At 41.9% G+C, this 11,751-nt stretch carries 13 protein-coding genes; 3 read left to right on the forward strand and 10 right to left on the reverse strand.

The features are described 5' to 3' along the window. Nucleotides 1-25: 25 nt before the first annotated feature. From ACMHKJ_RS05945 to potA, 5 genes are all read right to left on the reverse strand, one after another. The gene (locus ACMHKJ_RS05945; protein WP_067366374.1) at nt 26-340 is read right to left on the reverse strand and encodes a helix-turn-helix domain-containing protein; all 315 of its coding nucleotides are present in this window, start codon (nt 338-340) and stop codon (nt 26-28) included. A 1,352-nt stretch (nt 341-1,692) separates the two neighbouring features. Continuing rightward, nucleotides 1,693-2,736 carry a spermidine/putrescine ABC transporter substrate-binding protein PotD gene (gene potD / locus ACMHKJ_RS05950; protein ID WP_413492577.1) on the reverse strand — a complete coding sequence of 348 codons (1,044 nt, stop codon included), beginning with the start codon at nt 2,734-2,736 and terminating at the stop codon, nt 1,693-1,695. A gap of 327 nt (nt 2,737-3,063) precedes the next feature. Further along, on the reverse strand, nt 3,064-3,846 hold the full coding sequence (gene potC / locus ACMHKJ_RS05955; RefSeq protein ID WP_413492578.1) for a spermidine/putrescine ABC transporter permease PotC: 783 nt from the start codon (nt 3,844-3,846) through the stop codon (nt 3,064-3,066). Next, complete coding sequence (gene potB / locus ACMHKJ_RS05960; RefSeq protein ID WP_413492579.1) at nt 3,843-4,703, reverse strand: spermidine/putrescine ABC transporter permease PotB; 861 nt, start codon at nt 4,701-4,703, stop codon at nt 3,843-3,845. The genes potC and potB overlap by 4 nt, the downstream gene beginning before the upstream one ends. Then, nucleotides 4,687-5,802, reverse strand: coding sequence for a spermidine/putrescine ABC transporter ATP-binding protein PotA (potA, locus tag ACMHKJ_RS05965; RefSeq protein ID WP_413492580.1), 1,116 nt, complete (start codon nt 5,800-5,802; stop codon nt 4,687-4,689). The genes potB and potA overlap by 17 nt, the downstream gene beginning before the upstream one ends. 429 nt (nt 5,803-6,231) lie before the next feature. On the opposite strand from potA, the gene ahpC reads away from it, so the two are divergent. The 3 genes from ahpC (at nt 6,232) to ACMHKJ_RS05980 (ending at nt 9,393) form a co-directional block, all read left to right on the forward strand. Next, the gene (gene ahpC / locus ACMHKJ_RS05970; RefSeq protein WP_413492581.1) at nt 6,232-6,795 is read left to right on the forward strand and encodes an alkyl hydroperoxide reductase subunit C; all 564 of its coding nucleotides are present in this window, start codon (nt 6,232-6,234) and stop codon (nt 6,793-6,795) included. A 240-nt stretch (nt 6,796-7,035) separates the two neighbouring features. Next, nucleotides 7,036-8,610 (forward strand): alkyl hydroperoxide reductase subunit F, encoded by a 1,575-nt coding sequence (gene ahpF / locus ACMHKJ_RS05975; RefSeq protein WP_413492756.1) that lies wholly within the window; start codon nt 7,036-7,038, stop codon nt 8,608-8,610. A gap of 369 nt (nt 8,611-8,979) precedes the next feature. Beyond that, nucleotides 8,980-9,393, forward strand: a complete 414-nt coding sequence (locus ACMHKJ_RS05980; RefSeq protein ID WP_413492582.1) for a hypothetical protein — start codon at nt 8,980-8,982, stop codon at nt 9,391-9,393. A gap of 52 nt (nt 9,394-9,445) precedes the next feature. Here the strand turns inward: ACMHKJ_RS05980 and ACMHKJ_RS05985 are convergent, their stop codons facing one another. The 5 genes from ACMHKJ_RS05985 to ACMHKJ_RS06005 all read right to left on the reverse strand — a co-directional run bounded on the left by ACMHKJ_RS05985 (nt 9,446) and on the right by ACMHKJ_RS06005 (nt 11,710). After that, a complete protein-coding gene (locus ACMHKJ_RS05985; RefSeq protein ID WP_413492583.1) occupies nt 9,446-9,775 on the reverse strand; it encodes an SEL1-like repeat protein in 330 nt (109 codons plus the stop codon). 39 nt (nt 9,776-9,814) lie between these two features. Beyond that, nucleotides 9,815-10,324, reverse strand: a complete 510-nt coding sequence (locus ACMHKJ_RS05990; RefSeq protein WP_413492584.1) for a bactofilin family protein — start codon at nt 10,322-10,324, stop codon at nt 9,815-9,817. 130 nt (nt 10,325-10,454) lie between these two features. Beyond that, complete coding sequence (locus ACMHKJ_RS05995; RefSeq protein WP_413492585.1) at nt 10,455-10,679, reverse strand: hypothetical protein; 225 nt, start codon at nt 10,677-10,679, stop codon at nt 10,455-10,457. 67 nt (nt 10,680-10,746) lie between these two features. Continuing rightward, a complete protein-coding gene (locus tag ACMHKJ_RS06000; RefSeq protein ID WP_413492586.1) occupies nt 10,747-11,271 on the reverse strand; it encodes a hypothetical protein in 525 nt (174 codons plus the stop codon). 154 nt (nt 11,272-11,425) lie between these two features. Continuing rightward, the gene (locus ACMHKJ_RS06005) at nt 11,426-11,710 is read right to left on the reverse strand and encodes a helix-turn-helix domain-containing protein (protein WP_413492587.1); all 285 of its coding nucleotides are present in this window, start codon (nt 11,708-11,710) and stop codon (nt 11,426-11,428) included. Between the last annotated feature and the right edge of the window lie 41 nt (nt 11,711-11,751).

Raw genomic sequence — 11,751 nt, forward strand, 5'->3', positions numbered from 1 at the left:
GCAAATGCAGTAACAGTGTCAAAATTTAAATAAACTGTTTTCCGTTCAGTAAAACGGTCTCTGCTCTGAACTGATTTGAACGCATCTGAATATGTGGCTCGTGGGGATGTTCTGATGCTTCAGATTTTCCGTTGAGGAACCATTCAACAGGTACGTCTAATAAATCAGATAATTCAATGAGATGATGAAGACTGATTTTACTAACGCCGCGCTCATAACGGTTAAATTGCTGCTGACTGATATTCAGCTTTTGCGCTAATTTAACTGTAACGATCCCGAGTTCTTTACGTCTTGATTGGATTCTGTGGCCTAAGACTGCATAAAAGTCGGAAGTTTCCATAATATCTACCTATTTCTCTATAAGTCGTGAATTAAATTAAGTAAAAATACCTAAATTTACAATATTTTTTATATAATAAAATAAAAATAACAAAGCATTTCTTACGAAATGCAAAAAATATAATGAAGAGATTCGTTTTAAATTATGACGTAACAATTAAATCCAGCTTGATAGTGATATACGCTTTACACATAAAACTATTTAACACAAGCTATTACAGAAACGGATTTATCTGAATTTGTATAATATCCATAACTTCCACTTATCTGTTTAGCTATTTAAAAGTACAGCGTCATAGGGAAAACATCAGAATCTTATTTACGATAACAAAATTTAAAACCACTCTGATTATTTCAGATTATTCTCTAAACAAATCATGACCAGGTGATATTAACTAATCACATAAGGATGGTTAATTATTCAAGTATAATTACCTGGCTCTTTTATGTTTACTTTCCCGCCTGTTCATTTCTTTTACTACAGGAATGAAGGCCAAAAATGAAAATTAGATATAGCTCTGAATGCTTGTGAATATACTAATCTATATCCTAATCATCGTTCTTTGATCTAACATCATAAAAAGCGAAATAGCTCACATGTAACAAAGTATTTTTCAGTGCATTGCATCAATTTAGTGATTTAAGTCACGTTTATTTTACATTTCAGCCTGAAAAAAAGCCACTTTGGTGAAAAAAACGCCCTATGTGAAACATAGTCGATGTTCGATGATGAACCTGACTGAAAGAATCAATACCAGTAACGGTACTTTTGTTTACACATTTTCGCACTACTTAGTTACTTTCGTAATTATAATCATCTAATTATTTTTAGATAGACATCAGTTATGCTGTTTGTTCAAAAAACTATTAAAATCTGACATTCATGGTGAGTAAGTGTTTCATGCTGCAACATGAACTATTAACTTTAATTTCCAGTTTTTATTCTCAGCAAAAAAAGATATTCAGCATGATATTGCAGAATCGTCTTAACATATTGTAACTTACTTGTTGTATTTGTAATATTTTGATTATTATTTTTTGCTTCAATTTCTGATCCAAAAAGCATTTATACTCATATTTTTCTTTTATTTCATATCGTTAAACGTAAATTGATTTAAAACAAGCAATTGCGACACTGACATAATTGGATATGATTAATCTCACACTGCCATGCTGAGTAATGATCTTTATTGATTAACCACGGTTTATTATTACAAAATATAAAAAGTTATATAATTATGTGTAATAAAAGAAAAATAATTCACTTTGTTTTTTATTACATACAGAAACAAAAAAGGCGCTCCTGAGAGCACCTTTTGCTATCTATAACATAAAATCAATTGATTAGTGAAATTAACGACCTGCTTTTAGTTTCTGATAATAGCGCTCATACAACACACTGCTGTCGCCAACGTCATCCTGCCACTGTCCTTTATGAATAGTTTCATCGTCAGGATAGAGGGACTTATCATTCGCTATCTCTGCCGGTAACAGTGCCTTTGCGGCAAGATTTGGTGTCGGATAACCAATGGTCTGTGCAACCTGTGCTGCAATTTCAGGGCGCAACAGGAAATTAATCAATTGATGGGCACCTTCCGGATTTTTGGCATTTGCCGGTATTGCCAGGCTGTCCATCCAGAAAATACCGCCCTCTGAAGGCCAGATAACCTCAATATTCAAACCAGACTGACGGGCAACATAAGCAGAGCCGTTCCAGATCATACCCACATTAACCTCCCCTTCCATAAACGGGTTAGCCGGGTTGTCAGAATTAAACGCGAGGATGTTCGGACGCAGCGCCTGAAGCTCTTTATACGCTTCCTCAATTTCCTGAGGGTTGGTGGTATTTGCAGAATATCCCAGCTTATTGAGTGCTATCTGGAACACTTCACGCGCATCATCGGTCAGTAGCAGACTGTTTTTATATTCCGGTTTCCACAGATCACCCCATGATGTTACTGATGCGGAGGCAATCTCATCGCCATTAATACCGATAGCCGTCGCGCCCCAGATATACGGAACAGAGTAATCATTTTCAGGATCAAATGGTTTATGCAGCAGATTGGGGTCCAGGTTACTGAAGTGACTGAGTTTTGATTTGTCTATTTTTTGCAGCATACCCTCATGGCGCATCTTGGCGACAAAATACGTCGACGGCACCACCAAATCATAAGCACCGTCTTTATAGGTTTTTAGTTTGGTATACATGCTCTCATTGGATTCATAGGTTGAATAAATCACCTTGATTCCGGTCTCTTTTGTAAACTGTTCTAACAATCCGGGCGGGACATATTCAGTCCAGTTATAGAAATAAAGCGTTTTACTGTTATCTGCTGATGCTGAACTTATGCCTGCTGCCAGAATACCGGCACCAAGCAGCAAGGACCACTTTTTCATTTCAGTGTTTCCCCTCAGAGCTTCGGGTTAGTCGATGAATATCACAGGCGATAACGCCCTCCTTCAGTAATTATACCCAACGTCATTCAGGATGCAGGCAGGCGGCAAGCTCCGATCGCCGGGGAACATACATTAGTATGTGACCCGGCGGGCTGAGTGCAGCCAACGAACCTGCAGTTTGAATGAATAAGGGTATATGCAGGGTGATTATAAAAGCGGACCAGCCGGGGGTAAAGCGACATCAGAATACAAAATTCAGTTGTAATGTGAAATTACAGACAATATTAACCGGCGGGTCTGCGGCAGACCGCGCCGGTTAAGGAAAGGCTATTGCTGTTTGTGTGAGCTGGTGCGCAATACAAGCTGGCTGAGGATCACCATAAATAATGAAAGAGCCATTAAAATCGTTGCTAATGCATTTACTTCCGGTGAAACGCCGACTTTTACCATCGAGTAGATTTTCAGCGGCAGAATCTCATAACTTGGTCCGGTGACAAATGAAGACACCACCACATCGTCCATCGAGAGGGTAAAGCTCAGCAACCAGCCTGCAATAACAGCCGGTAATGCCAGCGGCAGAATGATTTTACGCAGGATAGTAAATTCACCGGCACCGAGATCACGCGCCGCTTCCAGCATTTTCACATCAAAATCTTTCAGCCGCGAATAAACCGTAACGACCACAAACGGCAGGCAAAATGTGATATGCGAAAAGAGCAGCGACCAGAACCCCAGCGATACCCCGAGGATCATAAACAGTACCAGCAGTGAAATCGCCATCACAATGTCCGGTGACATCATCACCACAAACAACATACCACCGACAAACGGTTTACCTTTGAAACGATACCGGTAGAGGGCAACCGCAGTCAGCGAACCGATAACCGTGGCAAATGTGGCAGAGAGAACCGCCATCATCAGTGAATGCCCTGCCGCCTGAAGCAGGCTGTCATTGTTCATCAGCATGCTGTACCAGTCAGTGGTAAAGCCCTGCCAGTTGATCCCGAAACGGGATGAATTAAAAGAATTCACAATCAGAATAATAATCGGGATGTATAAATAAGCATAAATGATGGTCATAAAACCACCGCGTAACAGGCGTCCCGTCATTCCGGTTCACCTTTCTTATTTAACAGTTTTGCCGCACGGTAGTAAACCCAGAGCAATAAGCCCATCGCTGCCGTCAGGAAAATACTGGTTGCCGCCCCGAATGGCCAGTCGCGGATATTCAAAAACTGACTCTTGATAACATTACCAATCAACAGATTTTTTGCCCCGCCCATCAGATCCGCCACATAAAACAGTCCCATTGCCGGCAGCAGCACCAGCAGGCAACCGGCGATAATTCCGGGCATCGTAAGCGGCAGAGTAATACGAAAAAAGGTCTGAAGTTTATTCGCACCGAGGTCACGGGCCGCTTCCAGGCAGGATTTATCCAGCTTCTCAATACTTGAATACAGCGGCATCACCATAAACGGCAGCAAAATATAGATAAGCCCGAGTATCACCGCTTCTGAGGTATACATAATTTTAAACGGCTTATCTATCACGCCCGTCCATAATAAAAACTCATTCAGATAACCCCGCGTGCTGAGAAATATTTTCAGCCCGTAAATGCGGATAAGGGAATTTGTCCAGAACGGAACTATCAGCAGGAAAAGCATCAGCGGGCGTAGTTTCTGCGGCATGCGGGCAATCATTGACGCAAACGGATAGCCAATCAGTAAACACAGAAGTGTTGCGATCACTGCCATATTAAGCGAATGCAGCATCACCTGCGCGTACATCGGGTCAAATAACCGGCGGTAGTTATCAAGGGTAAAAACCATGCTGACCAGATCCGCATCATTACGCGTCAGGAAACTGGTACCGATTATCATCAGGTTAGGCAGGAAAACAAATAACAGTAACCACGCGACAATCAGGGTTATCACAATAGTCTGGAAAGGTTTACGCGTCTTTTTCATCGCTTAGCACCACCTCCCAGCTTTCAACCCACGTCACTGCAATTTTTTGATCCAGCGAGTGATCCACATCCGGATCGTCTTCATTAAAGAATTCGCTGACCATCACCCGTTTGCCGTTTTCCATTTCAATTTCAGAGTCCAGCGTCATGCCTTTATAGTTGCGTTCACGGACATAGCCTATCAATCCTGCAACCGGCGCATTATCATGGATCTCTTCAACGCGCAGATCTTCCGGGCGCAGCAGTACATGCACATGTTGTCCCGGTATCACCGCCAGCGTGGTATAAATATCACACTCATGACCTTCAACACTGGCGCGGATCCGCTGGTCATCTATCCGGTGCAGAACATCGGCACCGAATATATTGATCTCACCAATAAATTGCGCCACAAACAGGTTTTCCGGCTCTTCGTAAATTTCACGCGGTGTGCCGTCCTGCTCAATTTTCCCTTCACGCATAACAATAATGCGGTCAGACATGGCCAGCGCTTCTTCCTGATCATGAGTGACAAAAACAAAGGTGATCCCCAGTTGGCGCTGCAATGCTTTCAGTTCACTCTGCATCTGCTTGCGCAGATTATAATCAAGTGCGGAAAGAGATTCATCCAGCAGCAGGACTTCCGGCTTGTTCACCACGGCGCGGGCGATTGCAACCCGCTGTTGCTGACCGCCGGAAAGCTGATCCGGTCTGCGGTTGGCAAAATCCTGCAACTGCACCATTTTCAGTGCATCTTCCACGCGCAGGGTAATTTCATTTTCGGGGGTTTTCTGCATACGCAGCCCGAATGCGACGTTTTCAAATACTGTCATATGCGGAAATAGTGCGTAGCTCTGGAATACGGTATTGATATGGCGCTGTTCGGCAGGAATATGGGTTATATCCTGTGTGCCAAGCATAATGGTGCCGCTGTCCACATCCTCAAGTCCGGCAATCAGACGTAAAACCGTTGTTTTACCGCACCCGGACGGGCCAAGAATGGTGACGAATTCACCGTGATTGATAGTGAGATCGAAATTATTAATGATATTTTTGCCGTCAAAGCCTTTGCTCAGGCCTTTCAGGGTAACAAGTGGTGTCGGAGAAGTTATTGCAGTCATTTATGTACTCTATCCCGGAGGTCGTGCAGATAGAACCGTAACTGAAAAAAGACTGTTAAAGCAGATTGGTCTACTTATGGCCAATGCCCAAAACCAGTTACGCCGTCGAAAAAAGAAGGGGCATGATAAACACAGCGACCTTAAATTGAAAGCCGAAACGTCATTCCGCCACTGATTTTTTGTTCATCTTTAGTTGTTTAGATCTTAACAAATCTCTCTTCTGATTGAATGTGCTTCTTGTACTGAGTGAGGTTTTGTTGTTCCTGCGCAATATCTGCTCTGTGGTATCACTCTCCGCAATATAAGCCTTAAAACTATCAAATTAATTTAATCACAAGGTAAAACCTATCAAATCGATAGCGGGAAGCCATTGGCGCACCCTCTCCCGTTTGCGTATTGTTGTCCTCAACGAAACAGGAGGAGTTACCTATGTCTTTAATCAATACCCCAATCAAACCTTTCAAAAACATGGCATTCAAAAACGGTGAATTTATTGAAGTCACTGAAAAAGACACTGAAGGCAAGTGGAGCATTTTCTTCTTTTATCCGGCTGACTTCACGTTTGTCTGCCCGACAGAGTTAGGCGATCTGGCTGACCATTACGACGAATTCCAAAAAATGGGTGTGGATATCTATTCTGTTTCAACAGATACCCATTTCACTCACAAAGCATGGCACAGCAGCTCTGACACCATCGGTAAAATTAAATACACCATGATCGGTGACCCGACCGGCGCACTGACACGCAACTTCGAAAACATGCGTGAGCTGGAAGGTCTGGCTGACCGCGGTACGTTTGTCGTTGACCCGCAGGGCATCATTCAGGCAATTGAAGTCACTGCTGAAGGTATTGGCCGTGATGCATCTGACCTGCTGCGTAAAGTAAAAGCCGCACAGTATGTTGCAAGCCATCCGGGTGAAGTCTGCCCTGCCAAATGGAAAGAAGGCGAAGCGACACTGTCTCCGTCACTGGACCTGGTCGGTAAAATCTAAGACCCGTCTTCTTTATATTAATAATTGTTATCGGGTGCATCTGCACCCGATGCAGAGCATCACAAACAACGTTTGTAATGCTCTGCTGAGGTTGTGAAAATAACAAGGAAAATCAATCTATTGATTTTCGGCAGATAACACAAAGTGAGAAAAACCACGCTTTTTCGCGCTTTGTCAGCAATTTCTATCGGGTGCATCTGCACCCGGTTTTTTAAGGGAATAATCATGCTCGATAACACTATCCTCGATAACACCATGAAAACGCAGCTCAAGGCGTATCTCGAAAAGTTAATCCGTCCGGTTGAGCTGGTATCAACCCTTGACGACAGTGCTAAATCCGCTGAGCTTAAATCGTTACTGAATGACATTGTGGCATTGTCCCCGAAAATTTCTCTGCGGGAAGATAACAGTGCAGCTGTGCGCACGCCGTCATTTCTGATAACAAATCCCGGTGAATCACACGGTGTCCGTTTTGCCGGTTCACCGCTGGGTCATGAATTTACATCACTGGTGTTAGCACTGTTACAAGTCGGCGGTCATCCGTCAAAAGAAGCACAGGAATTATTGGGTCAGGTTCGTAATCTGGACGGAGAGTTTCATTTTGAAACCTATTACTCCCTCTCCTGCCATAACTGTCCGGATGTTGTCCAGGCGCTGAACCTGATGGCGGTTCTGAATCCGCGCATTACCCATACGGCGATTGACGGCGGTGTATTTCAGAATGAAATTACAGAACGCAATATTATGGGTGTGCCGACCGTATTTCTTAATGGTAATGAATTTGGTCAGGGGCGTATGACGCTGGCTGAAATCATTAATAAAGTGGACAGCAATGCCGGAAAACGTGCGGCTGACGCACTGAATCAACAGGCACCTTATGATGTTCTGATTGTGGGCAGTGGTCCTGCGGGCGCATCCGCAGCCGTTTATTCCGCACGTAAAGGCATCCGTACCGGTCTTATCGGGGAGCGGTTCGGCGGTCAGGTTCTGGATACGGTGGATATCGAAAACTATATCTCAGTTCCGAAAACCGAAGGTGCAAAACTGGCTGCCGCACTGAAAATGCATGTAGAAGATTATACAGCAGATATCATTGATAATCAGAGTATTACCGCACTGATCCCGGCGGCGGAAGAGGGCAGGTTACATCAGTTACAGACCGCATCCGGTGCCACACTGCAAGCGCGCAGCGTTATCATCAGTACCGGCGCACGCTGGCGCAATATGGGGGTTCCCGGTGAGCAGGAATATCGCACCAAAGGTGTAACTTACTGCCCTCACTGCGACGGTCCGCTGTTTAAAGGAAAATCCGTTGCGGTCATCGGCGGCGGGAACTCGGGTGCGGAAGCTGCGATTGATCTGGCTGGCGTGGTAAGCCATGTGACGTTACTGGAATTTGCTCCGGAACTGAAAGCCGATGCGGTGCTGCAACAGAAATTACACAGCCTGCCAAACGTGGATATCATTGTTAACGCCCAAACCACAGAAGTCCTTGGTGACGGCAGCAAAGTCACCGGTCTGCAATATAAAGACCGTGTTTCAGGTGATATTCATACCCTGACACTGTCCGGGATCTTCGTTCAGATTGGACTGCTGCCGAATACGCAGTGGCTGAAAGGCACATTAGCATTGAACCCGATGGGGGAAATTGTTATCGATGCCCGCAACGAAACCAGTATTAAAGGGATCTTTGGTGCTGGTGACTGCACCACTGTGCCTTACAAGCAAATAATTATCGCGGCAGGCGAAGGTGCAAAAGCCTCACTCAGTGCATTTGACCATCTGATCCGCAGCAGTACCAGAACCGCTGAATAGTTCACTATTCAGTTGTGATTGCAAAGGCATCCGGGGGCGGATGCCTTTTTTTATTTTGCTGACATCAGTCGCAGATCCTGTATTATTTCACTAAATTGTTTATTATTACCCGAAATACGTTACTCTAATTGCATGTATATATATGTTCAGGTTACATTCGATTGTGTTTCACACAGAATTATCAGTACATATCCTTTAATAATATCAATCTCCCTGTATTAATAACTATAAAACACCTGTCAGGTGCTATAATATCATGCTAATTTCGTCACACTCTATTTATATACAAGCCCTGTCAGCTCAACTTACTATATAACTCTGTCTTATTTCACCATTAGTATCTGAGATATATCCGTCAGAGGAGTTATCATGTATTTTAAGAGAGTATGTTTGATATCAGGATTGCTGGTTACACTATCCGGTTGTACATCTGCCACACCCCCCGCTCCTGTCCGGTCATCACCTCCTGTGCAAAATGTAACAACTGATTCCGTCAGACTGGTCCCCGGGACAATACAAAACTCTACAAGTAACAGCTGCATAGATGATATGTATTTACTGCGAAAAATAAATAATGAAAGTTACCGCGTACTGGCGGGAAAATACAATGATGTAATGAATGAGTTTAATTTTTTACGTGAGAATGAAAACATCATGGATGATGATATAAAAATTTATATGCGAAACAGTCTGACAATAAAGCTGGGAAAGGTGTGCAGTGATATAAAGCTAAGTGCATTTAAATCAATAAAAAAGAAAACGAATCAGTTTCCGGCGACATGATCAAAAAAGGCTTGTGAGAGTCACAAGCCGGTTGCCAAAAATAATATATTACTTACTCTCTGATGAAATCAAGGCTGTAATAGGATAACCAGCGGATAAAGATATAAAACTCATGTTCTTTATAAAACTGATATGCCAGAAAGCGTTTAGCATCTGAATCCCCTTTACCTGCCGCCACCAATAAATAATACTTACCTTTATCAATATCTTTTCTTACACCATAATCCCCGGAAAGATAGATTGAACCAAGTAAAAACTGGGCATCGGCATCTCCTTGTCCGGCTTTTTGGCTGAGTAAATAAATATCGTACTGTGTGTTATTTGCAAAAGAAAAAAAAGATATAAATAACAATACTAAAAAAACCAAAGAATAATTTTTCACAGTTAATTTATCCTTATTGCTTAAAAATAGCATCGGATTCTATTTCTTTATAATTTTCACTTCATTATTCTCACCAGAAGAATTAATATCCTGGTGGGATTTCTTTTCTTTATTCAACTCAGTTGCCTTTTTTATATATGGTTCTGACTGTCCTATAAAAACACCTCCGGTATTAATTGAAAATACTTCAGCCCGACAAACACCATTCAGCACACCTTTTTGTAATATTTCAATATTCCTTGCGTGACATACGCCTGCTAACCGGCCATTGATGGATACATGCTCGGCAATAACATCGCCTTCAATGCTGCCATTATCCATCACTGATACCTTAAATGTTCCGGATGTCACATTTCCTTTTATCTGCCCGTATACTTCAATATTGCCATCGAGTTTAATATCACCTTGTATGACACAGTCCGCACCAATAATGGTTAATTTCTTAACTATTTTATCTGCTGTATTTATTACATTCTCTTTATTTACAGCATCTGTCTTAGTAGTCTTATCTTCCTGTGTAATTTCGTTATTTTTTTTGAATAATGCCATGAGTTTTTTTTGTCCTGTCGTCGTGAAGTACAGCATAAATAAAAATGAAGAATAAATACTCATACAAATATAAACATCTGTCTTTAAGGGAATGACTGTAATAAGCACATTCCCCCAGATAAACCAAAGGCTATACAGGAATAAGTTCAACTCTCTCCTCTCCGGAAAAAGATACCGGATAACATATAGGTGCATCACTGATACAATTTATATTTATCTGGATATGTATTCCGTTATTTTCAAGAATATAAAAAATAACATTTTCACCATCATGTTTATAGGTAATATCACACCCACCTCTAATGAATTTCTCCATAACTTTGCCCAGATCGGTTTTCATATCATCAAAAATCATTATTCCTCCCGATGATGTTGATGTTGGTGGAAAAGAAGTCACTGCATTCTGATTGTGCTATACCGGACTATGGTTTCTCACTGTAAATAACAAGATAAGTAGTCGTATTTAACAAATTACTTTCCTGATTACTTTTAAGATTCCGCTCTAAATCCCCGGTATATTCAGTAAAAGAATTTATTGATTTATTTTCAAAAAAAGCCTGATATGCCTGCGCTATTTCATCAGAATAAAATTGCGCTCCCGGGCCATCCTCCTGAACAGGTACGCCGGGTAATGAAGCAAAAACATCACCTTGTGGTATTTTACTGCCGGAGAAATGTTTCCCTGTCGGTTCAGGTAATGTCGTCAGATCCATCGGGAATGGCATTCCCCGCCGTCCCGATAAAAAGCGGGAACTTAAATTATCCGGAGACGCAGAAACAACAACACCAATGCCATTTACCGTTTCAGAAAAAACAGGTTCAGACTGTTTGAGTACTGAGTATGATGCAGAAGATTCAGCCGCTGAAACAGGAAAAACAAAAGGTAATGAAAACAGTAAATACATTTTAAATTTTTGCATGTTGACAGACTTAAATGTTGTGAACATAAATACATTCCCGTCCCGGATAAATAAAAATAGTTGAATGAAATCACTTATCAATAAACACTAATAGCACTTACATCATAATATTTTTAATTTATTATGATTTTACAAATATGCTTGATTGTTGTTTAAATTATTTTTCATAATAACAACAATTCTACTGAATGACTCGTCCTTCTGTTTCACCTACTTTGTGATGATAATAACTACCGAGAACAGAAAATAAATTATTAACATCATTAGGTGTCATCTGTAATGCGGCAAAATAACGCATCAGCATATCCAGGTTGAAGCAATTGACTCCCCGTTCATAACGGGAAATTTGTTGCTGGCTGATACTTAGAATTCTGGAAAGTTCGATACCGGATAATCCGAGCTGACGACGTTTACTTTTTAACGCTTGCCCTATTACACTGGAAATAGGATGAACATTCTTGATCACAAATCCTCCTGACGACTACATTATACGCTGACTGCTATTGT

The sequence above is a fragment of the Morganella psychrotolerans genome (genome assembly GCF_965118875.1).
GTDB classification, from domain to species: Bacteria; Pseudomonadota; Gammaproteobacteria; order Enterobacterales; family Enterobacteriaceae; genus Morganella; species Morganella psychrotolerans_C.

What these genes read in the sequence shown, in the direction of transcription:
- potA (WP_413492580.1), bottom strand. Translation starts at nt 5,802, where the DNA reads ATGACTGCAATAACTTCTCCGACACCACTTGTTACCCTGAAAGGCCTG.
- ACMHKJ_RS06000 (WP_413492586.1), bottom strand. Translation starts at nt 11,271, where the DNA reads ATGTTCACAACATTTAAGTCTGTCAACATGCAAAAATTTAAAATGTAT.
- ACMHKJ_RS05995 (WP_413492585.1), bottom strand. Translation starts at nt 10,679, where the DNA reads ATGATTTTTGATGATATGAAAACCGATCTGGGCAAAGTTATGGAGAAA.
- ACMHKJ_RS05990 (WP_413492584.1), bottom strand. Translation starts at nt 10,324, where the DNA reads ATGGCATTATTCAAAAAAAATAACGAAATTACACAGGAAGATAAGACT.
- ACMHKJ_RS05945 (WP_067366374.1), bottom strand. Translation starts at nt 340, where the DNA reads ATGGAAACTTCCGACTTTTATGCAGTCTTAGGCCACAGAATCCAATCA.
- ACMHKJ_RS05980 (WP_413492582.1), top strand. Translation starts at nt 8,980, where the DNA reads ATGTATTTTAAGAGAGTATGTTTGATATCAGGATTGCTGGTTACACTA.
- potC (WP_413492578.1), bottom strand. Translation starts at nt 3,846, where the DNA reads ATGACGGGACGCCTGTTACGCGGTGGTTTTATGACCATCATTTATGCT.
- potD (WP_413492577.1), bottom strand. Translation starts at nt 2,736, where the DNA reads ATGAAAAAGTGGTCCTTGCTGCTTGGTGCCGGTATTCTGGCAGCAGGC.
- potB (WP_413492579.1), bottom strand. Translation starts at nt 4,703, where the DNA reads ATGAAAAAGACGCGTAAACCTTTCCAGACTATTGTGATAACCCTGATT.
- ahpC (WP_413492581.1), top strand. Translation starts at nt 6,232, where the DNA reads ATGTCTTTAATCAATACCCCAATCAAACCTTTCAAAAACATGGCATTC.